17 protein-coding genes, 1 tRNA gene and 2 pseudogenes are annotated in these 25,439 nt (G+C 43.7%); 18 read left to right on the forward strand and 2 right to left on the reverse strand.

Annotated elements, in window-relative coordinates:
- Positions 1-388: 388 nt before the first annotated feature.
- From CVV54_04655 to CVV54_04680, 6 genes and pseudogenes are all read left to right on the forward strand, one after another.
- Positions 389-3,169 (forward strand): isoleucine--tRNA ligase, encoded by a 2,781-nt coding sequence (locus tag CVV54_04655; GenBank protein ID PKL04770.1) that lies wholly within the window; start codon positions 389-391, stop codon positions 3,167-3,169.
- Positions 3,153-4,175, forward strand: coding sequence for an RluA family pseudouridine synthase (locus tag CVV54_04660; protein ID PKL04883.1), 1,023 nt, complete (start codon positions 3,153-3,155; stop codon positions 4,173-4,175). The genes CVV54_04655 and CVV54_04660 overlap by 17 nt, the downstream gene beginning before the upstream one ends.
- Positions 4,176-4,719: 544 nt before the next feature.
- Positions 4,720-4,998: a GIY-YIG nuclease gene (locus CVV54_04665; protein PKL04884.1), complete on the forward strand. Its 279-nt coding sequence runs from the start codon at positions 4,720-4,722 to the stop codon at positions 4,996-4,998.
- 483 nt (positions 4,999-5,481) lie between these two features.
- On the forward strand, positions 5,482-7,146 hold the full coding sequence (locus CVV54_04670; GenBank protein ID PKL04771.1) for a hypothetical protein: 1,665 nt from the start codon (positions 5,482-5,484) through the stop codon (positions 7,144-7,146).
- Between the two features lie 365 nt (positions 7,147-7,511).
- Positions 7,512-8,386: pseudogene (locus CVV54_04675) on the forward strand (DNA-binding protein).
- A gap of 272 nt (positions 8,387-8,658) precedes the next feature.
- Positions 8,659-9,894, forward strand: coding sequence for a DUF1015 domain-containing protein (locus CVV54_04680; GenBank protein ID PKL04772.1), 1,236 nt, complete (start codon positions 8,659-8,661; stop codon positions 9,892-9,894).
- A gap of 687 nt (positions 9,895-10,581) precedes the next feature.
- Here the strand turns inward: CVV54_04680 and CVV54_04685 are convergent.
- A tRNA-Ala gene (locus CVV54_04685) sits at positions 10,582-10,656 on the reverse strand.
- 115 nt (positions 10,657-10,771) lie between these two features.
- On the reverse strand, positions 10,772-12,193 hold the full coding sequence (locus CVV54_04690; protein PKL04773.1) for a hypothetical protein: 1,422 nt from the start codon (positions 12,191-12,193) through the stop codon (positions 10,772-10,774).
- 451 nt (positions 12,194-12,644) lie between these two features.
- Here CVV54_04690 and CVV54_04695 point away from each other — a divergent pair, with 451 nt between their 5' ends.
- From CVV54_04695 to CVV54_04750, 12 genes and pseudogenes are all read left to right on the forward strand, one after another.
- Positions 12,645-14,534, forward strand: coding sequence for a polysaccharide biosynthesis protein (locus CVV54_04695; GenBank protein ID PKL04885.1), 1,890 nt, complete (start codon positions 12,645-12,647; stop codon positions 14,532-14,534).
- Between the two features lie 291 nt (positions 14,535-14,825).
- Positions 14,826-16,283: a transcriptional regulator gene (locus CVV54_04700; GenBank protein ID PKL04774.1), complete on the forward strand. Its 1,458-nt coding sequence runs from the start codon at positions 14,826-14,828 to the stop codon at positions 16,281-16,283.
- A gap of 316 nt (positions 16,284-16,599) precedes the next feature.
- Entirely contained in the window at positions 16,600-16,962 is a 363-nt protein-coding gene (locus CVV54_04705) for a four helix bundle protein (protein ID PKL04775.1), read from the forward strand.
- Between the two features lie 341 nt (positions 16,963-17,303).
- Positions 17,304-17,939, forward strand: coding sequence for a lipid carrier--UDP-N-acetylgalactosaminyltransferase (locus tag CVV54_04710; GenBank protein ID PKL04886.1), 636 nt, complete (start codon positions 17,304-17,306; stop codon positions 17,937-17,939).
- On the forward strand, positions 17,929-18,795 hold the full coding sequence (locus CVV54_04715) for an NAD-dependent epimerase (protein ID PKL04776.1): 867 nt from the start codon (positions 17,929-17,931) through the stop codon (positions 18,793-18,795). The genes CVV54_04710 and CVV54_04715 overlap by 11 nt, the downstream gene beginning before the upstream one ends.
- Positions 18,795-20,012, forward strand: a complete 1,218-nt coding sequence (locus tag CVV54_04720; protein PKL04777.1) for a glycosyltransferase WbuB — start codon at positions 18,795-18,797, stop codon at positions 20,010-20,012. The genes CVV54_04715 and CVV54_04720 overlap by 1 nt, the downstream gene beginning before the upstream one ends.
- Positions 20,013-20,031: 19 nt before the next feature.
- Positions 20,032-21,057, forward strand: coding sequence for a UDP-glucose 4-epimerase (locus CVV54_04725; protein ID PKL04778.1), 1,026 nt, complete (start codon positions 20,032-20,034; stop codon positions 21,055-21,057).
- Positions 21,054-21,146: pseudogene (locus CVV54_04730) on the forward strand (NAD(P)-dependent oxidoreductase). The gene CVV54_04725 and the pseudogene CVV54_04730 overlap by 4 nt, the downstream one beginning before the upstream one ends.
- 35 nt (positions 21,147-21,181) lie before the next feature.
- The gene (locus CVV54_04735) at positions 21,182-22,030 is read left to right on the forward strand and encodes an NAD(P)-dependent oxidoreductase (protein ID PKL04779.1); all 849 of its coding nucleotides are present in this window, start codon (positions 21,182-21,184) and stop codon (positions 22,028-22,030) included.
- Between the two features lie 15 nt (positions 22,031-22,045).
- Positions 22,046-23,173 (forward strand): UDP-N-acetylglucosamine 2-epimerase (non-hydrolyzing), encoded by a 1,128-nt coding sequence (locus CVV54_04740; GenBank protein PKL04780.1) that lies wholly within the window; start codon positions 22,046-22,048, stop codon positions 23,171-23,173.
- A gap of 6 nt (positions 23,174-23,179) precedes the next feature.
- Positions 23,180-24,289: a glycosyl transferase family 1 gene (locus CVV54_04745; GenBank protein PKL04781.1), complete on the forward strand. Its 1,110-nt coding sequence runs from the start codon at positions 23,180-23,182 to the stop codon at positions 24,287-24,289.
- A 120-nt stretch (positions 24,290-24,409) separates the two neighbouring features.
- Positions 24,410-25,279: a hypothetical protein gene (locus tag CVV54_04750; GenBank protein ID PKL04782.1), complete on the forward strand. Its 870-nt coding sequence runs from the start codon at positions 24,410-24,412 to the stop codon at positions 25,277-25,279.
- The last annotated feature ends 160 nt before the right edge of the window (positions 25,280-25,439 follow it).

A 25,439-nucleotide genomic window follows, 5' to 3' on the forward strand; every position in this document is an offset into this window, starting at 1 on the left:
TTGCAGCAGTAGTGTCTGTCGCCTTGCGGCCCTGACTTAGGAAGGCTGGCGGCGAATTCGCCCGCCGGAGAATTTGCGAGGAATGCACTCGCGAATTCGCCGCGGTGGCATCACCGCAAATTCCCCGGACTTGCCCCTCCGCCTCTACCAACTGCTTGCCGATGCTTGCCAATTACTCGCCCAGATTTATTACAATTGCTTCACCACGGCTTCACGCGACCGCACTTGTCGCAGCTTCACGCCGGTGGTTTCCCGGCAGCTTCACAATTGTAAAGTCCTCTTGTATCATACCCACATCACATTTATAATGTACAGGTTGTACAATACGGCGATATATTCTGCCTATGCCGGACGACATGGCGGACCGAGCTTATAGGAGGTAACATCAATGGCAAATGATTATAAAGACACACTGTTTCTCCCGCAGACGGATTTTCCGATGCGGGCCAACCTTTCACAGAGGGAACCGGAGTATCTCAAATTCTGGTACGACATCGACCTCTACGAAGAACTGAAAAAAAAGAACAAGGGCAAACCCTCATTCATTCTCCACGATGGGCCTCCATACGCCAATGCGAGCATACACATCGGTACAGCGACCAACAAGATCCTCAAGGACTTCATAGTCAAGTACAAATGGCTGCGCGGCTATTTTGCGCCATACGTGCCGGGATACGACACACATGGCCTTCCTATAGAACTTAAGGTCCTCAAGGAAATGGGCATTAACCGTGATAACATCAGCCCGGTAGAACTTCGTGAAAGATGTACGGAATATGCCAAAAAGTTTGCAGGAGTCCAGACGGAACAGTTCAAGCGCCTTGGTGTGATCGGAGACTGGGATCACCCCTACATGACGCTTGTTCCAGCATACGAGGCCACACAGCTTGAAGGATTTGCCAAGATGGTCGATAAAAACCTTGTATATAAGGGACGCAAGGCGATCCATTGGTGCATCGACTGCGAAACTGCCCTTGCGGCTGCGGAAATAGAGTACTCAGACGAAGTATCGCCCTCGATATTCGTAGCCTACACATACAAAGACGCTGCAAAAGTTTTCCCGCAGCTTGAAGGAAAAGATGTTGACATAATCATCTGGACGACCACTCCGTGGACACTTCCGGCTTCAATGGCCGTCGCTGTCCACCCCAGGTTCGACTATGGATTCTATGAAGTCGGGGACAAGGTATACCTCATCGCGCAGGGACTGAAGGACAAAGTAATAAAGGCCACAGGCCTTGACCTAAAAGAGCCGATCATCTCATGCAAGGGCGCTGAACTTGAAAATTCAAAGGCGCTGCATCCCTTCTACGATAAGGAAGTCCTGGTAGTACTTGCTGAGTATGTAGATCTTGAGACAGGAACAGGCTGCGTTCACACAGCACCCGGACATGGCAACGATGACTACGAGACCGGCGTGCGCTATGGCATTGAAATATACAATCCAGTTGATGAGACAGGACATTACTACTCCGACACGCCGCTTTTCGCAGGAATGTCGCTCTCAGAAGCTGAGAAGAAGATCTTCGAAATACTGACGGAATCAAAAAAACTCCTCGGACGTGAGAAGCTCTCCCACTCTTACCCGCACTGCTGGCGCTGCAAGAAACCCGTAATATTCAGGGCGACCGAGCAGTGGTTCGTCTCAGTTGCAGACTTCAGGGACGAAGCGCTTAAATCCATAGACGAAGTCAGATGGATACCCGACTGGGGCAAGGAACGCATCACGAACATGGTCAGGGACCGTTCAGACTGGTGCATAAGCAGACAGAGGACATGGGGAGTTCCTATCCCGGCCTTCTACTGCGAAGACTGCGGAGAGGTCATCCTTACAGGAGACAGGGTACTCAGGGTAGCCGACAAGGTCAGGGAACTCGGCAGCAACTGCTGGTGGAGCCTAAGCCCGGAAGAGCTGATCGGCGATCTGGCCGTATGTCCCAAATGCGGCAGCAAACACCTCCGCAAGGACGAAGACATCATGGACGTATGGTTCGATTCAGGCTCCAGCCATTCGGCAGTTCTTGACAACTGGGAAGACCTCCGCTGGCCGGCAGACTTATACCTTGAGGGAAGCGACCAGCATCGCGGATGGTTCCAGACATCGCTCCTCAACAGCGTTGCGACCCGCGGAACTGCTCCATACAAGATAGTGCTGACCCATGGATTTATCATGGCCGGAGACGGACGCAAGATGTCCAAGTCCCTTGGAAACGCCATGACTCCTGAAAACATAATAGACAAAAACGGCGCGGACATCCTCCGCATCTGGGTAGCCTCCTCCGATTACCGCGGCGATGTCCGCATTTCGCAGGAGATATTCGAGAACCTTATAGAATCATACCGCCGCATCAGGAACACGGCGCGGTTCCTGCTGGCCAACCTCAAGGGATTTGATCCGGAAAAAGACAGCATGCCCAATGATAAGCTTTCGCAGATAGACCAGTACATACTGATCAAGCTCGAAAAGCTTCGTTCAAGATGCACGAACGGATTTGACGAGTATGAGTTCCATCAGCCCATGACGCTTATACACCAGTTCTGTGACAACGAGCTCAGTTCATTCTACATAGACGTGAGCAAGGACAAGCTCTACGCAGACGGCGAACATGATGACAGCCGCCGCTCGATCCGCACCGTAATGTGGAAAGTGCTCAGGACCATAACGCAGATGATGTCCCCGGTCCTCTCCTACACAGCGGAAGAGATATGGCAGAAAATGCGCGAGATGGATCCCTCACTGCCGAAGAGCGTATTCCTCACAGACTGGCCGGAACCGCTTGGTGAAGGATTAGATACCTCTGTTGAGGCACTTTGGGACAGCATCATGAATGCCAGACAGGGAGTCCTCCGAGGACTCGAAGCAGCAAGAAGCAAAGGAGTCATCGGTCACTCACTCGACGCACATGTCCAGATAAAGCTCAGCGACTACTACAAAGGACTTGCGGGCAAGGTCAGCGACGAGACATGGGAGTTTGTCCTAATCGTATCTTCATGTGAGATAGTTGATGAGGTCAGGGGCTCAGAAGTCGTATACGAAGACGAAACCACGGGACTAGTGATAGGTGTTGACAAGTCCAAAGACGAAAAATGTCCGCGCTGCTGGAAGAGAAGGCCCGAAGTTGCAGAAAAAGGCCTCTGCAGCCGCTGCAAAGATGTCATCGGAGACTAAAAGAGAAGATATAAATATAAAAGCGGGGGAGAGGGAAGCCTCTTCCCTCTTTTTCTATGAGGGTGAAGATTCTCAGGAGAGTATCGCTGTAACTGAAACATTCACAGTATCAGAAGAGATGTCCGGTCACAGGCTTGACTTTGTCATCTCAAGGCAGCTTGGCCTCAGCAGGGGTTTTTCGCAAAAGCTCATAAAAGAGGGAAGGACATCGCTCCTCCCCGAAAGGCGCATCAAGTCCTCTATAAAAGTTGATACGGGTGATGAAATATCGGTCTCGGTCCCCCCGGAAGTGACCCTCGACCTCGAACCTGAGGACGTGCCGTTCGAAGAAGTATACTCAGACACCGACATAATAGTGATAAACAAGCCCGCAGGCCTGGTAGTCCATCCCGCTCCCGGCCACTGGACAGGGACCCTGGTCCACGGACTTCTTTACAGATACCCGGACATCGGCTGCCTCAACGGAGTAAAGCGCCCCGGCATAGTCCACAGGCTCGACGCCACAACATCCGGCCTTATGGTTGTAGCAAGGAACGGCCTTGCACAGGAAGGGCTCTTCAGGGACTTCAAAGCCAGAAGGGTAGAAAAGGAATACCTCGCGCTTTGTTGGGGAACGCCAGCCTCACCAAAAGGCGAGATCCGCTATCCCATAGGCCGCGACCCATACAACAAGCTGAGAATGGCCGTAACGGAAGACGGCAGGGACGCCTGGACGGACTACGGGACCATCTGGAGCAGAAACGGATACACCCTGATAAAATGCCGCCTCCACACCGGCCGGACCCACCAGATAAGAGTCCACCTGGCCGCTATAAAATGCCCCCTGGTTGGCGACAGGACCTACGCCCCCTCAAGGCCATCGCCCTTCGAAGAGGACAGGGTCTTTCTGCATTCATGGAAGCTAAGTTTCGAACATCCCCGCTCGAAGCAGAAAATGGCTTTTCGCGCGCCGTTGGCGCCAGAGCTGTCTGCACTGCTGGCAGAAATAGGCGAAGTGCGGCGATAATATGCCGCGCGAATCTATTGGTAATCGATGGGGAATCGGTGGCGAGTCAATGGGCAGGGTCGGGGAATTGCGGCGTGGGTCATACCGCGGTGAATTCGCGACATTCGTCGCTGGAGAATTTGCTCGCTACGCATCGCGGAGAATTGCGGCCATAGGCCGCGGAGGTTCAAAAGAACCGTCGTCTCCATATGCCCAACCCTCCGTCGTTCCCGTATGTCCCACCCTCCCGTCGTTCCCGTATGCCTCTGAGCGGGAACCCAGGTCTGCACTTGGTTTTTGACTTTTTTGGAGTGATCACATTCCTTTGTAAATTTAAGGTTTGACAATAAACAAGAATGTTGAATCTGAAATTATATACAAATTCAAAATCGTTAGACCTGGATCCCCGCTCAGTGTCATACGGGGATGACGTAGGGGAAGGTCATACGTGGATGACGGAGAATTAGACATAGGGCAAGGATGGATACGGGCAGCATTCTGGATTACTAATAAAATATTGAAATACGAAAAATATATGATAAACCACGAAAGAAGGAACAAAGGCATGTTTCAACCGACTGTTTATATCCTTGCAAGCAAACCAAACGGAACACTATATGTAGGAGTAACTTCAAATCTTTCACAGAGAATAACTCAACACAGGGAAGATCAGGTTCCCGGTTTTTCAAATAAATATCACACCTATATCCTTGTCTGGTACGAATATCATGAGACTATGATCTCAGCAATTGAAACAGAGAAAAAGATCAAAAGATGGGAAAGGCAATGGAAAATCGACATGATCGAAAAAGTAAATCCTAATTGGGAAGACCTGGATATATAACGATGTTGGCCTTACTGTTCTACATGATTTCGATCTGATCATTCCATTTGATTGCAGCGCAAGTTCTCTTTTTGTGATTTTTGCATAAAGCTCTCCTCTTTTCCATATGGTTCTCCCGCCCCGTCGTTCCCTTATGCCACACCTCGGTCATTCCCGTATGCACTTGATCAGGAGAATGCCGTTTTCTACTATGGAAACAATTAAATAATCCACAGCATTCGAACTATTTCGAGTGCGTTCCGAGATCAGGAATCCAGGTTTGCTCTTTCTTCTCGTCATCCCCATATGACCTTCCCCCCGTCATACGGGGATGAGAATAATTAAATGTATTATTTTGTGTCACATCCCGGAATTATTGCAGATTGGAGATGATAGCGACGCAGTATGAAGTGGTTCGAGCTAAAGCGTATAATAATACTCTGAAGCGAAGGACCAAGAATGCTGTTAAGCCAGCGCTCCAAGATGCATTAATTCCAAATAATTGTGAAGGGGGTCCTATCCATCTCTTTCGGGCCTGAACTTGTCTGGATCTGGAACAGGGAGCTAAAAAAACATATTGGCAAAAGAGTACAGAAGCTTGAGGGCGGGGACAGCTGGGTGGCAGTTTCTATTTCGGGGAGCACTGTGCTGTTGCTTTCATGGGGGGCACAGAACTGCGGAATAGCAGTTATCTCAGATAAAGAAAAAAAAGATCTCATTTCAAGTGCCAAGCAGACTCCGCCGATAGTAAACGCCCTCAAAAGCAACATTTCCGGAGCGGAGCTTACTGATGTCTGCCAGCTTAACAGGGACAGGATCATCAGACTTACCTTTACAAAGACTATAGGCGCCGGATTCTCTAATACAAGGCATCTGATCCTTGAGACGATGGAGCGCTACAGCAACCTCATTCTCTTAGATGAAAACGACATGGTCCTTGAAACAGCCAAGCATATACATCCTGCAGACAACAGGTTCCGCTCCGTTCTGCCCGGCCAGCCTTACTCCATGCCCCCGGAATTTAAGGGCATTGCGTTGGAGGAATGGCTCGAACACCCCTCATCCGAAACTCTAAGATCTGTTGCAGGATTTGGAAAAAAACTTCTTGAGAGATTTGCCGAAATGGAAGTCGAAAGAGCAGCCCGATACCTGAATGGATTTTACAAAAATGAAACTGACATTTCCTCCTATATTCCGCAGCTTGTAAAAAAATATCTCACCGCATTACCCGGGTTGTTGGAAGGAGCGTCGGCCGTACAGGATACAACAGTTGCCGATACAGGACGGACAGTTGTTTTAAGTCCGATCGCTGATGTATCCCTGAACAGAAGACGTAGGGTTATCACTGATCATATAGAACGCGAAACAGTGAGGCGAGAAAGGCAGATAGGAGACATTGAAAAGCTTCTTCACGAAGAGGATGCGGAAAAATATAAAAAATATGGTGATGCTCTTGTTGCGAATTCATGGCAGATAACTCCCGGAGCCGAAAAGGCCTGTGTGACCTACTGGGACAGTGAGGGCAATGAGGTCAGGGAAACGGTGCCTCTTGATCCCAGGCTCTCCGCGGCAAAAAATTCAGCACGTTATTTTGCGAAATACAAGAAGATAATTTCGGCACAGGAAAGGGCAGCCAAAGTTCTGATAAAAGTTAAAGAAGAGCTGGAGGATCTCAGGGAGCAGATGGCGATCATACAATCAATGGATGACACAGAGTCGCTTGCTCTTGTTGAAGAGGAACTTGGCATCAAAAATGTGAAGCAGCGAAACGTTAAAAAGAAGACCGCCGCCCCCCTGCCTCCGCATAAGAGATTCGATCTTGAATATGCACTTGTTTTTGTCGGATTCTCTTCCAAGGGCAACAGATACGTTACATTCAAGCTTGCCAATGCTGATGATATTTGGTTTCATGCGCAGGGCGTACCCGGAGCCCATGTCATATTGCGATTCACTTCAGCCCCAACCGAAGAAGAAAAGGATAAGGCCATCAAGTTCTGTGCCTCCCTTGCCGCTAAATACAGCAGGAACGGCGATAACCCCGGACAGAGGGTAGATTATACCCTCAGAAAGTACGTTATCCCTATCAAGGGCGGAGAGGCCAATGTGACGTATAGGAATTTTAAAAGCATTGCTGCCGGGGAATTAAAGCATCTTGAAGCGCTAGCTTAGCAACATTTGTGCTCCTTCGCCTTCAACGTATGCAGGCACAATGGCAAAGTGCGGCGTGAAGATGCCGCGATAAGTGGCGATTTCATCGCCGTGAAGCAGTCGGGAAGCAGTTGTAGGGGCGGTCAAACGGACGATCGTCAAACAGTAGTCAAACGGTTGTGAGAGAAGGCGGCGAGGATCATGCCGCGGTGAGTTTGTGGCCTCCGGCTTCGGAGAATTCGCGACACTTGTCGCTGGAGAATTTGGCGGAGGCTTCATCCGCCGGGGAATTGGCCCTTGATATTGTTGAGTGGTTGTAAAAATATTGACAATATCGGTTTCTCGACTTGGAATACCAATTTCTTATTGCTTGGAGGGACAGAGTCATGAGTAATTTGAAAAAAACTTCCTTAATTACTGTACAGAATATTCCTGTAACGATCATGAATGTCAATCAAAATGACTACATCTGCCTGACAGATATGGTGAAAGCTCGGGCGGACGCACCACGAGCAGCGGATATTATCAAAAATTGGCTGCGCACCCGATCTACTCTGGAGTTTTTGGGTACTTGGGAAATTTTATATAACCCCGCTTTTAAAGTGGTCGAATTCGACCACTTTAAAAGCGGAGCCGGTCTCCATACTTTCACGCTGAGCGCAAAAGAATGGATAGAAAAAACAAACGCAATTGGAATGTATGTTCAGGTCGGGAGGTATGGTGGTACATATGCACATAAAGATATTGCGTTTGAATTCGGGTCAGCGATCAGTCCCATCTTTAAACTGTACCTGCTCAAAGAATACCAACGACTTAAAGACGACGAAAATGACCGTTTAAAGCTTGAGTGGACCGCAAAGCGTTTTTTGTCTAAGAACAATTACCTGATCCATACAGATGCAGTAAAGAATTATGTTTTACCGCAAAAGAATTTTGCAAAAAGTATGGAATGGCTTGCGTATGCTGACGAAGCTGATCTGCTGAATGTAGCGCTGTTCGGATGCACAGCCAAAGCGTGGCGTGATGCGAACCGGATATTCCAAAGAATTATAATATCAGAGACTACGCTTCTATTCTTGAACTGACGGTATTATCAAACTTGGAAACCCACAATGCTGAGCTGCTAAAAGAAGGAATGGATAAGGCTGATCGTTTTGATACTCTATACAAAATCGCACAATATCAGCTTCAAGTGTTAATGGAAGCAGAAAAAATAAAGGAATTGCCGGAAGTAATTGAGAAAAGAAGGGAAATTAAATAATAATTGTGTTGTAAAGCCGGCTCAGGTGCATACTGGGATGACGTGGAGGGTGCATAGCGGGATGACGAAGAAGAGCAGGTTCACCGTTCTTAAAAACTGATTTGCAATAGATTCCCGACCAATCAGCAATCGATTCCCGCGGCACGATCCACGCCGCAGCCTTTTCCAACTGATTTGCAACAGATTCCCAACCGACTCCCGCGGCACGGGCCCATGCCGCTGTAGTATAATACTCTGTGCCAAATAAACATCACAGCAAAGGGGAAATTCATATGAAGCCATGTTTTATGCCTGCGGACATACTGCTGCCGAATGAAAAAATAGAAATGGAAAAGTGGGCCGTTATCGCCTGTGACCAGTACACTAGTCAGCCTGAATACTGGGAGAAGGTCAGGGAATTTGTTGGGTCATCCGAATCCGCGCTTAACCTCGTGTTTCCTGAAGTCTATCTTGGAAAAGAAGACGGCAGGATCGAGAATATATGCGCCTCCATGAAGGAATATCTTAAAAACGGTACCGTGACCCAGGCTGTATCCAACGGCTATATCCTCGTCGAACGCCAGGTCGGTCACGGAACAAGGACGGGCCTCATCGGAGTCATAGACCTTGAAGAGTATGACTTCACCCCGGGCTCGGAAAAGCTTATAAGGGCAACAGAGGGAACAGTCCTCTCCAGGATCCCCCCGAGGGTAAGGATAAGGGAGAACGCCGTACTCGAATGCCCCCATGTCATGCTCTTGATCGATGATCCTGAGAGGCAGCTTATCGAACCCCTGGCGGCTAAAAAAGAAAACCTGAGAAAACTCTACGACTTTGACCTCATGCTTGACGGTGGCAACGTAAGGGGCTATGCGGTCGAAGGGGAGAGGGCAGAGTCTCTGACTAAGCTTATTTCCCAGATGCAGGCAGAGAGCAACAACTTTTTCCTGGCGGCCGGCGACGGCAACCATTCACTTGCAACGGCAAAGACATGCTGGGAGAAAATAAAAGTAAACCTGAGCGAAGAAGAAAGGGCCAACCATCCCGCCAGATTCTCCATGGTGGAGGTCATCAACCTTCATGACGATTCACTTAACTTTGAACCCATCCACCGTGTCGTCGACGACTATGACTGTGCGACGATTCTTAAACATTTCAATAAATATATCGAAGACAACGGGCTGACTGGACGCGAGGGTGATGAAATAACCTTCGTTGATCCCAGTGAAAATAAAGTAGGTTTTGCTCTTGATGGACTAAACGGAAGACTTCCTGTCGATGTCCTCCAGCGCTTCCTCGATGAACTTACGAAGAACGACCCGGATAAGCTTGATTACATCCACGGCGAGAACCATGTAATGGACCTCTTAAAAAAGAAAAAAGCGACAGGCATCCTGCTCAAGTCGATAGACAAAAGCAGCCTCTTTCCCGGCATAGCCGCCGGCGGAGTACTGCCCAGAAAGACCTTCTCAATAGGGCATGCCGATGAGAAGCGATTCTACGTAGAATGCCGCAAGATATGCGGCTAGCAATTGGGGCATCTCGCGGCGCTGACTTTACAACACTCAAAATCCTTCGCTTCGACGTATGCCCAATACGCCTTAGCTTGAATTTTTCGTGTTGCTTCGTCATCATCCGCGATCTGCCCCAATTGCGAAAAGTATGGAAAACACTCGCGGCGCTAACTTAGCAAGGCTTGCGAACCCTCGCTTCGACGTATGTTTAATACTTTGGCGAAGTGCGGCATGTTGATGCCGCGCGAGTGGCGATTTTATCGCCGCGAAGCGGTTGGGAAGCGGTTGTGAAGAGCCAAGGACCAACTGATTTCCAATCGATTCCCTACTGACTCCCGCCGGATGTTTTTCCGGCAGATTCCTGCGTCGTTATCATCCGTTATATGCCCCAATTGCGAAAAGCATCTATTGAATTAACTTCGTCGTCGATTGCTCTAAATCCCAATTGCCTCCTTACATCATCCCTGCTCGGGTGCATACCGGGAAGACGAAATGAATATGTTCTTAGGTTTTAACCAACTGATTTGCAACTGATTACCAATAGATTTGCGATTGACTTCCGGCGGATCCTCTCTCTTCCTGCACTTACAACCGCATGCCGATGCTTGCCAACCGATTGCCATCGCTTGCCTGGCTTAATCGCCGCATGCCCTAAAAAAAATCGGGCCTCCGTTTGGAGGCCCGATGATTCGGCGATATGAATGGTGGAGCTGAGGCGATTTGAACGCCCGACCCCTTCCGTGCGAGGGAAGTGCTCTCCCGCTGAGCTACAGCCCCACTCGTAACGCACGCAGGTAATTTTATCACGTTGCAACACCTTGTCAACAGACGCGGGCAATTGGCAGATCAGGGTAATTTTTTACTGTTGCTAATGTATAAACTGAAAATACTTCTATTCGGCAGCTGTTTTTTCTTTTTTGCTCTGAACGGCATGGACCAAAAATGCGACAGTCACGCCCATGAAAAGACCGAGCAGGGATGCAAGCAGCAATATCTTTAGCTTGCCCTGCGAAGCCGGCTCAGTCGCGAGCACGGGTTTTTCGATTATCCTTACAGTGTCGTTAGCCTCTACGTTTGCAACCTTAGAGACCTGATATTCGTCAGCAAGGAGAAGATATGATTTTGTTAATATGTCCCTCTCTGTTGCCATTTTGTGGATCTGATTTGATATCTCAGCTATCCTTGCTTCTGTCATTTCACTGTCTTTTCTCAAGGAATCAATGCGTTTTCTTAATTCTGCAGTAGAGGCTTTTAACGTTGCAAGTTCAAGTTCATCAGAATATAGTTTTGCTTTTAACGTTGAGTTTTGTGCGTTCAATATCTCGTCATCGATGTTCATGTTTTTAAGTTGTTTTAGTTCTTCGGGGGTAAGTTCTCTTGCGAGGAAATTCCAGACAGCTTCAGTGCTCATTCCCTTACTAAGGGATAATTTCTCAGGTTCAAGGGAGAGGAGTTTTCTGGTCGCTTTTATCCTTGACTCCAAAGGAGCGATTTTTAACATCTCTTCGTTGTACTGTTCCATTGCTTTACCGTATATTACACTTGTAGTCTCAAGTTTCGAAGAAAGTATTTTTAGTGGATTCTTTTTTTGGTATTCAAGCAATGTACTTTGTGTTTTATCGAGGTCATTTTTTACAGAGAGCATAGAGTCTTTAATGTATGTGAAAGAAGTTCCGGCCCTGTCCATAAACAGAGCGGAGTTTCTGTCGATAAAGAGTTTGCCCCACACATTCAGCAACTCAACAGATCTTTCGGGTTCTACGTCTTTCATCTTCACAGTCAATGTCAGTTTTTCGGAATTTGCCCCGGTGTTTTCAGATGACTTGTTCAGCTCGACTTTCATATTGAGCCGAAGACTTTCGGGAGTAGGGACTGAAACGTTCTCTTCGTTCTTTGGGTTATAAACGGCTTTTATCGTGTCATAGAGCAGGTCATCTGCTGTCGCGAGAGACAAATATACATCAGGAGGAAAGAGAGGGCTTGAATTTCCTTGTGAGGAGTCTTTGTCCTTTCTCATCTCAGCGCTCATCTCAGCCGGAACAGGGGGCATGAAAAGCAATGTCGTCCTGCTTTCATAGTATGGTTTCATAAGTGTTGTGTAGCCAAAACCGCACAGCGCAAATATGATAACGAAGGCGGCGATCAAAAACTTCTTTGACCAAAAGATCATAAGTATGTCGACAATGTCTATCTCAGCTCCGTCATACTCTTCGTTATAGTTCATATAAAGTCTTTTTTCCTGATCGGGTTGGCAAGGGTCTTTTTGATTGTTTTCCATGATATCCTCCATGAGTAATAAAATCTTAATTATCATTATAGATTTTTGCTTACCGATTTGACCGTCAAATCAGCTTGATAATTATACTATGTAAGAGCCAAATTTAAAGATATCAAAAATTGTCCGGGAAGAAAGACCGGATGTGCATGTCTGTGATATCCTATTTACTCAAACAGCATGAGTGAGATCCCGGATGATGCAAGAAATTTAATCGCGCGTAAAAATTTCTAGAATTTAACACCATATTTCTTATTCGAGAATATAATACATCTTGTCTTAATTGTTTATGCTTACAAAGCTGACTTACAAAGCTGATATCAAATGTTGCATTTGACATAAAGACTAAAGTATAATTTTGTGCTAGAATTACCCTACTCTAAGGTATTCTTAAAACTAGTAGTATTATGACTTTATTCAGATATTTCACAAAGTTATTTTTAAATAGTTCTCTATTATATGTTTATTGCAAAGGACTGGCTTTATTTTGATAAAAGAACATTGTTTTCTGAAAAGTCTTTTGTCTATTTATCTTAAAGTTGCGTCAAGGAGGAGATATGTGCTCTTCCTTGACTTTATTTCACTTGCCCTCGCGGTCTACTTCGGATACGCCCTCAGGCTTACTTTCTTTATTGAAATGGGCTACGCCGGAGAACTTGTTCAGACTATTTTCATCTTCTCCGCCTGTATTCTTATCCCCCTCATTTGGGGTGGGGTTTACAAAGTCGTGTGGCCCAGAGCGAGCGTAGAAGAATATACGATCCTGCTAAGATGGTATGTTGTAGGCACAGCCATCTTCCTGGTCCTCTTCAAGATAAGCGATGAATTGAGGATCCCCAGATCTTCCCTCTCTATACTTATTATCCTCGGTCTCTTCTTTCTTACAACGACTCGAGCTTTCTGGAAGCTTGCATTCGTGACACGCTCCTTAAGAACATGCGAACAAAAGCGGGCACTTATTATCGGTGCAGGAGAGGCGGCCACGATGCTTGCAAGGGACCTTATCAGAAACGACACGGATCTTAAACCGATCGGCTTTGTCGACGATAAACCCGAATTGAATAACATGTTGCTGGCATCACTTAAGGTGCTTGGAACTACAGAAGATATCCGCAAGATAGTAATAGCCGAGAATGTTACGGTAGCATTAATAGCTATTCCCTCCGCGCCGGGCCATAAGATAAAGGAATTTATCGGAACAATGGATGGCCTAAATATTGAAGTCAGGATACTGCCCAGCCTTCTGGATATTGCAGACGGAAACGTAAGCGTCAAACTACTCCGTTCTGTTAAACTTGAAGACCTCCTGCGCAGGGAGCCAGTCAAACTGGACAACCCGGAGATAGAAAACCTTATCAGGGGCAAACGCGTCCTTGTTACAGGCGCCGGCGGCTCGATCGGATCCGAGATTTGCAGGCAGGTAGCTGCAAAAGGGCCTTCCGAACTGCTTGTTCTTGGTCACGGAGAGCAGTCCATCTATAACCTGCTTGAATCATTCAGCCAGTCCGGCAACAAAGTGCCTATTGTACCGATAATCGCTGACATAGCGGATAAGGTCACCCTTGAATCGATATTCAAAAAACACATGCCGCACCTTGTCTTCCACGCCGCTGCCCACAAGCATGTACCGCTGATGGAAGATAACCCAAGGGAGGCCCTTCGCGTCAATTCTTTCGGGACAAGGACACTTGCGGAAATGGCAGGCAAATACCAGGTGGAGAGAATGGTAATGATATCAACGGACAAGGCGGTCCACCCCTCTAGTATAATGGGAGCAACAAAAAGGATAGCCGAGCGGATGCTCTTCTATGTCCAGAAGAGATATCCTGATACATCCTATATGGCAGTACGCTTTGGCAACGTCCTAGGAAGCCGGGGCAGTGTCATCCCAAAGTTTGAGCAGCAAATCGAAAGGGGAGGCCCTGTCACCGTAACGCACAAAGATATGAAGCGCTACTTCATGCTTATCCCTGAGGCAGTAAGCCTTGTGCTCCAGGCCGGAACAATGGGAAGCGGGGGAGAACTTTTCGTCCTTGATATGGGAGAACCCGTAAACATAGCAGAAATGGCCGAGACCCTCATAAGGCTCCACGGTCATGAACCATACAGGGACATCAAAATAGAATTCACAGGTATCCGCCCCGGAGAAAAACTCTACGAAGAGCTCTTCTACGATCCGGACCACGTAGGTACAACGTCCAGCGAGAAGATATATCTGAGCAAGTTCTCCCCCGAGAAAGAATCGCTGCTTCCCAGAGTCGAAAGGCTTTTGGCAGACTCGGCGGAAGCTTCTTTGTCTGAAGCAGAGTTAAAAGCCGCAATATTCCAGCTGGGCGGTAATGGGGAGAATGTGGCGGCGGAGCCGCCGATAAGGCTATAAACATTTGAGAAGTGCCGGTGAAACCGGCGAGAAGTGCGGTTTGAAAAACCGCGGGAAGTGCAGGCGAAGCCTGCGAGAAGTGTCGGCGAAGCCGACGGAAGAGATTTAGGGTATTTACAACGCTTATCGTGACGAAGTCACACTTATCGTTGCGAAGCAACCCTTCTCGTCACAACGCGACACTTTTCGTCACATAGTGACTCTTCCCAAAGGTTTTAAACAACCCTTCTCGTTGCGAAGCAACACTTCTAAACCATTTCCCAGTGGTTTTAAAGGAGATAAGGATAATTTATGACTCTCGGTTTTGAAAACGAAACACTGGAGTTTAAAAAATCAACCCGCGAACTCAAAGAAGCCATTGTATCTATTTGTGCGATTTTGAATAAACATGAGTATGGAGAGTTATATTTTGGTATTAGACCTGACGGTACTCCTGTAGGACAGGATATCAGTGAAAAAACATTGCGTGATATAAGTGCGGCGATCAACAATTTTATTGTTCCTCAGATTTTTCCGGAGGTTAAAGAAGTAATAATAGATGGCAAATCATGCGTACATGTTAAATTTGAAGGGCATAATCCACCATATTTTGCCAATGGTAAGGCTAGAATTCGTGTTGCTGATCAGGATATTTTGATGTCTCCTGAACGAATTGAAGAGTATGTAATGAAAAAAAATGACAATACTAACCTTTGGGAGCAACAAGTTTCTGATTACACAGTTGAAAAAGTTGAGGATGTATTACTGGAAAATTATATTGACAGAGCACGTGAAATTAAACGCATTGATTTTGATTATTCGGATAAAAAAACAGTTCTGAATAAGCTTTTTCTTACACAGGGAGAATTTTTGCTGAACGCAGCAAAAGTGCTTTTTTGCGATAGCATCCTTGCAGAATTGCAGATGGCAATTTTTGCCACAAGCGAAAGACTGACATTCAACGATATCCAAAGAAAACATGGAAATATTTTTGAACTTGTTGGGGCAGCAGAGTTGTATATCAGAAACAATATGAAGTGGAAAGTTGATTTTGATGGTTCAAGAGAACGCAAGGAAACACCGGAAATACCTATCCAGGCATTACGAGAAGCACTTATTAATTCATTTTGTCATAAAGACTACAACGCACAGCAGTGTAACGAAGTAGCGATATATAAAGACAGGATAGAAATATACAACCCGGGAAAATTCCCTGAGGGATATACTCCTGAAGATTTTATTCTGAGAGATGAGAGACCGGTAAGAAGGAATCCTCTGATAACCCAGATTCTTTATTATTCTAAAGATGTTGAGAGCTTCGGGTCGGGATTGAAACGGATCACAAATGCCTGTAAAGAAGCAAATGTAAAAGTGGATTATAAATTGATGAAATCAGGATTTGTGGTAGTCTTTCAAAGGGATAAAGATATTATTCCAATGGCACAAGTTGAGGCACAAGTTGAGGCACAAGTTGAGGCACAAGTTGAGGCACAAGTTGAGGCACAAGTTGAGGCACAAGTTGAGGCACAAGTTGAAATTTTGATAATGAGAGCCTGCCAAAAAACGCCACTTTCTTCTGGAGAAATAGTTATAGCACTTGGACACAAACAGCTTAGCGGTAACCTCCGCAAAGCCCTTGTAAAATTGAGAAAAGAAGGATTTCTAGAATTTACTATCAAAGATAAACCCAGGAGTAAAAGCCAAAAATACAGATTAACCGAAAAAGGCGATAAGCATTTGAGAAGTGCCGGTGAAACCGGCGAGAAGTGACGGTGAAACCGTCGAGAAGTGGCGGACCAAGTCCGCCGAGAAGTGCGGTTTGAAAACCGCGAGAAGGCGCAAAGCATTTGAGAAGTGCGGCGAAGGGATACCGCGAGAAGTGACGGACTAAGTCCGTCGAGAAGTGCAGCGTAAACGCTGCGAGAAGAGTCGGCGGAGCCGACGGAATGGTTTCGAAGTATTTAAACAACAACTACTTCTCAACCACTTCTCGTTGCAAAGCAACCCTTCCCGTCGCGTAGCGACACTTCTCGTGACGAAGTCACACTTCTCCATGGTTTACAAAGTATTTAAAGGAGGTCCACCCATGCCGGACTTTGGATTTCAGAACCTTGATACTTATCATCTTGCAAAAATGCTTGTTATCGAAACCTATAAAACGACAGATACATTTAGTAACAGTGAGAAATATGGTCTGTCTCAGCAGATGAACAGAGCAGCAGTGTCAATACCTTCGAATATTGCCGAAGGATATGCAAGAGAAGGAAGTAAGGATAAATGCCATTTTCTTAACATAGCATACGGATCATTGATGGAACTGGTTTGTCAGTTTGAAATTGCATGGGAATTAGATTTCGTTGAAGAAGAAAAATACCAAGATTTTAAAAATAAAGCTCATAAGCTGGCAATCAAGATAAGCAAATTTAGAAACTATTTAAGTAAAAAATAGAGAAGAGTCGGCGGAGCCGACGAGAAGTGCGGTTTGAAAAACCGCGGGAAGTGCAGGCAAAGCCTGCGAGAAGTGCTGGCATAGCCAGCGGGAAGAGTCGGCGTAGCCGACGGAAGGATCTAGGGAAGTTACAACGCTTCTCGTGACGAAGTCACACTTCTCGTTGCGAAGCAACCCTTCTCGTCGCAAAGCGACACTTCCCGAAGGTTTGACGGAGTTACAACGCTTATCGTGACGAAGTCACTCTTCTCGTTGCAAAGCAACACTTCTCGTCGCATAGCGACACTTCTCGGATCACCATCCACACCAAGACAAGAACGGAGCATGCAACTTTGTTATTTATGAGCGGAGAAAGCTATAAACCAATAAAACGCATAATAGATCTAACTCTCTCAATTGCGGGCCTCGTAGTCTTGTCGCCGGTATTGTTGGTTTTGGCTTTCGCTATCAAACTGGACTCTCCCGGTCCTGTTCTTTTCAAGCAAAAACGGGTGGGGATCAACAAGACTCACTTTAATATTTATAAATTCAGGACTATGAGGATGGATACACCTAAGGACACGCCTACACATCTGCTGGAAGATCCGGATAATTACATTACAAAGATGGGGCGTTTTTTGAGGAAGACCAGCCTGGACGAGTTGCCTCAGATAATTAACATATTGTACGGACAAATGTCTATAATAGGACCCAGACCTGCACTTTGGAATCAGTATGACCTTATTGAGGAACGTGACAAATACCGTGCAAATGACATAAGACCGGGGCTGACTGGATGGGCCCAGGTAAACGGACGCGATGAACTGCCGATAGAAGTCAAGGCAAAATATGACGGAGAATACGTACATAGGATGAGTTTCCTATTTGACCTGAAATGTTTCCTTGGCACGATTGCAGTGGTAATGAACCGCGACGGTCTTGTCGAAGGCGGCACAGGCAAGATGAAAGATAAACAGGAGAAACTTAATGACAACTAAGAAAATATTAATAACTGGCGCAAATAGCTATATAGGAATGTCCTTTGAAAATTGGGTCAGCCAATGGCCGGATGAGTACAGTGTTGAAACCGTAGACATGCTTGACGGTTCATGGCGTGAAAAGTCATTTGCCGGTTATGATGTTGTTTTTCATGTTGCGGGGATCGCCCACGTATCCGCGGACCCGTCGAAAGAAGACCTTTATTACAAGATCAATCGTGATCTTGCCATTGAAACAGCAGAAAAAGCAAAAACCGAAGGTGTCAAACAGTTTATCTTTATGAGCAGCATGATCGTTTACGGAAAAGACGAACCGGCAGGAAGCCAAAAGGTAATTACCTCAGAAACACAGCCTTCACCCTCTGATTTTTATGGCAGGAGCAAGTTTGAGGCAGATCTTTCAATTCAAAAAATGGCTGATGGAAACTTTGCAGTTTCAATAATGAGACCTCCTGTAATATATGGTCCCGAGTGCAAGGGGAATTTTCCAAGACTTCTGAACCTTGCAAAAAAGACATTTGTCTTTCCAAACATAACCAACTTAAGAAGCATGCTTTATATCGACAACTTTTGCGAATTTTTGAGGATAGTAATAGATCAGACTAAAACAGGTATATTTTTCCCACAAAACATAGAATATGTATCTACTAAAGATGTGATAGTTGAATACAGGAAACAGACAGGTAAATCGACTGTACTTCTGCCTTTTCCGGGTTTTATTGTATCTCTTATGTCAGGGATAGATGTCTTTAATAAGGCATTCGGCACAAAAGTTTATGATAAAAATTTGAGCCAGTTTGACCTGAGCTATAATGTAGTAGATTTTGAAACCGGCATAAAAAGGATGTCTGTTTAATGTCCGGTAAGCATATATTGGTCGTATCACAATATTTTTATCCGGAACAGTTTCGTATAAACGACATTTGTTCAGAGTGGGTCAAAAGGGGATATAAGGTTACGGTTTTGACAGGCATACCCAATTATCCTCAGGGTAAATTTTATAAGGGGTATGGATTTTTTAAAAAAACAAAAGAGCAATATAACGGTATGGAAATAAGAAGGATCCCCTTGCTTCCAAGAGCTAGAGGTGCTGTCATGATGGCCCTGAATTATTTTTCTTTTGTGGTTTCAGGTTTTTTCTGGTCAATTTTCACCGGTTTGAATGCTGACATTGTCTTTATTTACGAAGTCTCTCCCATGACCCAGGCACTGCCGGGAGTATGGTACGCCAAACGAAAGAAAATACCGTGCTTTTTGTACGTAACCGATCTTTGGCCGGAGAACGTTGAGATAGTTGGTGGAGTAAAAAATAAAGCCATTCTTGGGCTGATTGGAGAGATGGTCGATTATATTTACAAAAGTTGTGATCGGATCTTTACTTCATCAGAGAGTTTTGTTAAGGCAATTGTTGACCGTGGAACCGATAGGAATAAGATAGAGTTTTGGCCTCAATATGCTGAAGACTATTACAAGCCTTTGGAAAATACAGAAGTAATTGTCCCCGAAATTCCTCATGATGATATTATTAATATTATTTTTGCAGGTAACATAGGTGTTGCACAGGGTCTTGGTATACTTACTGAAACAGCATTGATATTGAAAAACAAGTCAATAAAAGTAAAGTTTAATATCATAGGAGACGGAAGATATAAAGACACTCTTGTTTCAAAAGTCAAAGAGGTTTCTGTAGAGGATTATTTCAATTTTATTGATAGGCAACCGCCGACAAGGATACCTGATTTCATGGCTTTAAGCGATGCTGCACTTATTTGTTTGTCAAAAAGCAAGGTTTTTTCTATGACTATTCCGGCAAAAACACAGTCATGTTTAGCTTGTGGGATACCGGTCATTGTTTCAGCTGATGGGGAAGTGCAAGATATCATTAATAAAGCAAATGCTGGATTATGCAGCTGCGCAGGAGATGCAACTGCTTTAGCTGGTAACATAATAAAATTTGTCCACATGTCTAATGAAGAACATAGAATTATGAGACAAAATGCGCTTAACTACTATAATACTGAATTCGCTAAAGAAAAACTGTTAGATAGAATGGATAAATGGTTATCAAAGTAAAAAAGGGGTTGAAGAATCAATGTTTAAACATAAAACACTGTTAATAACCGGTGGTACAGGGTCTTTTGGAAATGCTGTAATGGAAAGGTTTTTAAATACACCTGTTAAAGAGATACGTATTTTTTCCCGTGATGAGAAAAAACAAGATGATATGAGAAAGATATACAAAAACAATAAGCTGAAGTTCTACATCGGTGATGTCAGGGATCTGGCAAGCGTGAAAAACGCAATGCATGGCGTTGACTATGTCTTTCATGCGGCGGCATTAAAGCAGGTCCCATCCTGTGAGTTTTTCCCCTTGGAGGCAGTAAAAACAAACGTTTTTGGAACAGATAATGTCCTCACAGCGGCAATAGAATATTGTGTCAAAAAAGTAATTTGTCTTTCCACAGACAAGGCGGCATATCCAATTAACGCAATGGGAATATCAAAAGCAATGATGGAAAAAGTTTTCGTTGCAAAATCAAAAACAGTAGACCCAGACCAGACATTGATTTGCGGCACCAGATACGGCAATGTAATGGCATCAAGAGGATCAGTCATACCGTTGTTTATTGATCAGATCAAAAATGGCCAGCCACTTACTGTAACAGACCCGAATATGACAAGATTTTTGATGAGTCTGGAAGAGGCGGTGGAACTTGTTGTCTTTGCATTTGAAAATGCTGAAGCAGGGGATATTATGGTCCAGAAAGCGCCTGCCTCAACTATCGGTGATCTGGCAAAGGCGGTCATAGAGATATTCAATGCCTCAAACAAAATTAAAATTATCGGAACTCGGCATGGTGAAAAATTATTTGAGACATTGCTTACTAAGGAAGAGCGTGTATGCGCTCAGGACATGGGAGGATATTTTAAAGTCCCCGCTGACAAGAGAGATCTCAATTACGATAAATACTTTGTTGAGGGTATCGAACATCTGAAACGTGCAGAAGATTACAATTCTCATAATACCGAGAGACTTAACCTTGAACAAATTAAGGATAAACTTTTGAAGCTCCCTTATGTCCAGAAGCAACTCAAAGACTGGGAGACAAAAAAATGAAGATACTGGTACTAGGTGGTTCAGGAATGGCAGGTCACACAATTGCCATATATCTTGAAGAATCATGCCACGATGTTGCATCTTTAAGCATTCGGGACGAATTAAAATACTTGGGAGAGCATAGATGAAGCTATTAGTAATAGACACCGTAGGGATGGTAGGACATGTTGTCGCCATATACATGAAAGAGCAGGGTCATGAGGTTTTAGGTATTAATGAAACGTCCTCTGAGATAGTTCAAACAATAGTTGGCAGCTTATTAGACACAGACCTTTTTGCAAATGAAATAAAGAACGGCAGGTATGACGCTGTTATAAACTGCTCAGCTATCATCAACCAAGATGCAGAGGCGGATAAATCAAAAGCAGCATTTATCAATGCATATCTGCCACATTTTCTTGAGAAAGTAATTTCTTGTACTAATACGGTGCTTGTTCATCGGAGTACAGACTGTATTTTCTCAGGAAATAGAGGACAGTATGCATTGGATGATTTTCCTGATGCCCCTAGCTTCTATGCGAGAAGCAAAGCCCTAGGCGAAGTGATTAATAATAAAGACATAACCATCCGTACTTCATTGATAGGTCCGGAATATGATTACTGCGGAAGCGGTCTTTTCAACTGGTTTTATAGCCAAAAAGGTGATGTCTGTGGTTTTGCAAATGCTTTCTGGACCGGCCTCACTACAATAGAGTTTGCCCGTGAAATTGAAAAACTTCTTTTTGAGCATGCACACGGTTTGTTCCAGTTAGTACCTGATCACGCAATTACGAAACATGACCTGTTACTGCTCTTTGAGAAATATTTTCCAAAAAACAGGAACGTCATAAGAGTTGACAATAAACTAGTAGATAAATCTTTGATCCAGTGTCTTAATGGATATGAAGTTTTAATTCCTGATTATGAAGATATGATTAAAGATATGGCCAATTGGATCAATAACCATAAAGAACTGTATACGAACTACAAATAAAGGAGATTGCTAGAAATGAGTAAATTGAAATTAATGATTGTCATGGGAACTCGCCCGGAGATTATTAAGTTGTCCGAGATTATAAAAAAGTGTGATAAATACTTCGAATTAAATATTGTCCATACAGGACAAAATTATGATTACTCATTGAATCAGGTGTTTTTTGAGGAACTAGGGTTACGTGAGCCTGATTTTTACCTTAATGTGGCAGGAGATAATTTAGGTCAGACAATGGGTAATGTACTTGCAAAGTCCTACGAACTCTTTGATACAGAAAAGCCGGATGCTATACTTGTGCTTGGAGATACCAACTCCTGCCTCTGTGTAATTTCTGCGAAGCGCCTCAAGATACCCATATTTCACCTTGAGGCCGGCAATCGCTGTAAGGATGAAAATCTTCCTGAAGAAGTTATAAGAAGGATCGTTGACGTTACCAGCGATGTCAATTTATGTTACTCTGAAAATGCCCGCCGTTATATCCTTGACGCAGGTGTAAAACCTGAAAATACCTATGTCGTAGGTTCCACCATCGCAGAAGTATTGACAGCTAATATTGATAAGATCGACGATAGCAAGGTCCTGGAAAAACTTGAACTTAAGCCGCACAAATATATTCTTCTTTCAGCCCATAGAGAGGAGAACATTGATATTGAATCCAACTTCTTCAGCCTAATGAATGCTGTTAACGCAATGGCTGAAAAATATGATATGCCGATTCTTTACAGCTGCCATCCCCGTTCAAAAAAATATATAGAGCAAAGAGGCTTCAAATTTGATCCACGTGTTATTCAACATCAGCCACTTGGTTTCTTTGATTACAACAAACTGCAGCAGAACGCTTTCTGTGTAGTATCTGACAGTGGCACGATTCCTGAAGAGGGTTCATATTTCAATTTCCCCGCTGTGTCAATTCGTACCTCTACTGAACGTCCGGAAGCTATGGACAAGGGCATCTTTGTCATTGGTTCTATAACTTCTGATTACGTGCTTCAAGCCGTTGACCTTGCAGTTTCTATGCATGCGAATGGCGATGATGGCCTGACTGTCCCGGCTTATTGCGATGAGAACGTAAGCACAAAAGTTGTGAAGATCATCCAGAGCTATGTAGGTATTATTAATAGAATGGTCTGGAGGAAAGCGTAGTAGTAAATGAATATATTAGTATATGATATTGCTGCTGAATCCGGCGGAGCACTAAGTATACTTACTGATTTTTATGATCAAGTATGTAATTTACATGATGATAACAATATTTGGTATTTTGTTCTAAGTGTTCCTAAACTTGAAAATCAGAAGAATATACGTATCACACAATATCCATGGGTTAAACGAGGCATTATTTTTAGGTTATGGTTTGAGTTTGTGCAAACAAGAAAAATTATAAAAAAATATAAAATTGATGTAGTAATTTCATTGCAAAACACAACTATACCTTTTTGTAATAAACCACAAATTGTTTCGTTGCACAATACTTTGCCCTTTTTTCGTTGTGATTTAAGTGTAATGTCGGGGATGAAATCAGTCGTTAAACAATATTTTATTAACAAAAATATAATAAGATCATTAAAAGCTGCTCATTCTATCATGGTACCAGCAAACTGGATAAAAGATTTGTGCCATAAACAATATAAGGTGAACGAAAATAAAATTTATGTTTTACCTGTGAAAATTGATGCGAATAATATACAAACGTGTACTGATTTAAATATGGCTAATAAAACTTTTTTTTACCCGGCTGCAGCACAACCATACAAACGACATATGATGATCCTTAAGGCCTGTAAAGAAATTAAGTCAAAAAATATTGATTTCAATGTAGTGTTTACTATTACAGGAGCAGAAAACGCCTATGCAGTTAAACTAAAGGAGTATTCAAAAATAAATGATTTGAATGTAGTTTTTGTTGGAATGCTTCGTCGTCAAGAAGTATTGGAATATTACACTAAATCAGTTTTGTTATTTCCGTCCATAATTGAAACTGATGCTTTGCCTCTTGAAGAAGCAAAATCATCGAACAGTTTTATTTTTGCATCAAAGTCGCCATTCTCTCAGGAGATATTAATGGATTACGCTAATTGCGAATTTTTTCAGGATGGAGATTATAAAAAATTGAGCTTGTTATTGGAAGATATGATCCTAGGGAAATTTGATCTTAACGTTAGTAAGTGCAAAGCAGTAAGGATCAATACCATGAATAGAGCAGAATTATGTTTGGCAATTTTTAACGAGAATTATAATAAAAATATTGAGTTAAATTAACATTTTTTGCGTAATTCAAATATTAAAACTAAATAATATTTAACTCCAGGTAGAATGTCATCTTTCAAATTTCTGCTGTCATTGAGAAAAAAAGCATCAGAATAATAGGAGAACTCATAAATGAAAAAAATTTTGGTTACTGGTAAAACGGGAGGAATATCAAACGGTTTTAGGGATTATTTATCCGAAACTTTTTCAGATGACTATGACGTAAAAATAATATCACTACGCGATGAAAAATGGAAAAATATGAATTTCGGAGAATTTGATGCGATATATCACTGTGCCGGACTTGTTTCAGGACCATATGAAGAACTTGAACGTGTTAACATGAATATTTCAGTGGAACTGTTTCACAAAGCAATTGACGATGGTGTAAAAATCTTTATCTATCTTAGCTCCATGGCAGTTTATAGTTTGGAAAATTTAAAAAAACCAATGGGTGGAATAATTGGACCGGACACTCCGTTGAACGGCCAAACAGCATACGGTAGAAGTAAAATCGAGGCAGAAAAATGTCTTCTTAACTTAGAGACTAAAAATATAAAATTAGCTATCATTCGAGCTCCCAGTGTTTTCGGGAGAAAATCTGAACAGGTAATGGAAATGTATGCAAAAGCTTTGAAGTTGCCAATTTTCCCGCTGATGTTTGATGAATGTAAACGAGGGCTAATTTACATCGATTGTTTGTCCGAAATGGTAAGGCTTATCGCTGAAACCGGCCAGGGTGGGATTTATTGCCCACAGAATTTACCTCTATACTCAACGAGCGATATTATTCGTGAACTAAAACAGATATTAAATAGTCGTACAATCTTGTTTAACATCCCTCGCTTTTTACAGATCAGATGTAAATTTACTAATCGTAGGTTTGGTAATCAATGCTATACTGATGAACTTAGCAGAGCGTTTGAAAACTCATATTGTGTTCTCGACACTAAAACAGCAATACAGAAATCCCTAAGTACAAATGAATATAACTCAATCTAATGGTTTATTTTCATCAGAGAGAGAGCAAATTTGAATATATTGATCCTTTTACTACAGACAGACAAAGAATTTAGAAAATACTGGGTTACCTCAGTTCCACATAATGGTTCAAATAAAAGCCATAACAAAATCCAAAATTAGTGACTATGAATTGTAAGAA

This window comes from Synergistetes bacterium HGW-Synergistetes-1, from assembly GCA_002839185.1.
In the GTDB taxonomy this organism is placed as follows: Bacteria; Synergistota; Synergistia; order Synergistales; family Synergistaceae; genus Caenicola.

Excerpts from the sequence above, each read along its gene's own strand:
- CVV54_04735 (PKL04779.1), top strand. The coding sequence starts at position 21,182 with ATGAAGCTATTAGTAATAGACACCGTAGGGATGGTAGGACATGTTGTC.
- CVV54_04715 (PKL04776.1), top strand. The coding sequence starts at position 17,929 with ATGACAACTAAGAAAATATTAATAACTGGCGCAAATAGCTATATAGGA.
- CVV54_04700 (PKL04774.1), top strand. The coding sequence starts at position 14,826 with ATGACTCTCGGTTTTGAAAACGAAACACTGGAGTTTAAAAAATCAACC.
- CVV54_04690 (PKL04773.1), bottom strand. The coding sequence starts at position 12,193 with ATGATAATTAAGATTTTATTACTCATGGAGGATATCATGGAAAACAAT.
- CVV54_04745 (PKL04781.1), top strand. The coding sequence starts at position 23,180 with ATGAATATATTAGTATATGATATTGCTGCTGAATCCGGCGGAGCACTA.
- CVV54_04665 (PKL04884.1), top strand. The coding sequence starts at position 4,720 with ATGTTTCAACCGACTGTTTATATCCTTGCAAGCAAACCAAACGGAACA.
- CVV54_04720 (PKL04777.1), top strand. The coding sequence starts at position 18,795 with ATGTCCGGTAAGCATATATTGGTCGTATCACAATATTTTTATCCGGAA.
- CVV54_04725 (PKL04778.1), top strand. The coding sequence starts at position 20,032 with ATGTTTAAACATAAAACACTGTTAATAACCGGTGGTACAGGGTCTTTT.
- CVV54_04660 (PKL04883.1), top strand. The coding sequence starts at position 3,153 with ATGTCATCGGAGACTAAAAGAGAAGATATAAATATAAAAGCGGGGGAG.
- CVV54_04655 (PKL04770.1), top strand. The coding sequence starts at position 389 with ATGGCAAATGATTATAAAGACACACTGTTTCTCCCGCAGACGGATTTT.
- CVV54_04750 (PKL04782.1), top strand. The coding sequence starts at position 24,410 with ATGAAAAAAATTTTGGTTACTGGTAAAACGGGAGGAATATCAAACGGT.
- CVV54_04680 (PKL04772.1), top strand. The coding sequence starts at position 8,659 with ATGAAGCCATGTTTTATGCCTGCGGACATACTGCTGCCGAATGAAAAA.
- CVV54_04710 (PKL04886.1), top strand. The coding sequence starts at position 17,304 with ATGAGCGGAGAAAGCTATAAACCAATAAAACGCATAATAGATCTAACT.
- CVV54_04740 (PKL04780.1), top strand. The coding sequence starts at position 22,046 with ATGAGTAAATTGAAATTAATGATTGTCATGGGAACTCGCCCGGAGATT.
- CVV54_04705 (PKL04775.1), top strand. The coding sequence starts at position 16,600 with ATGCCGGACTTTGGATTTCAGAACCTTGATACTTATCATCTTGCAAAA.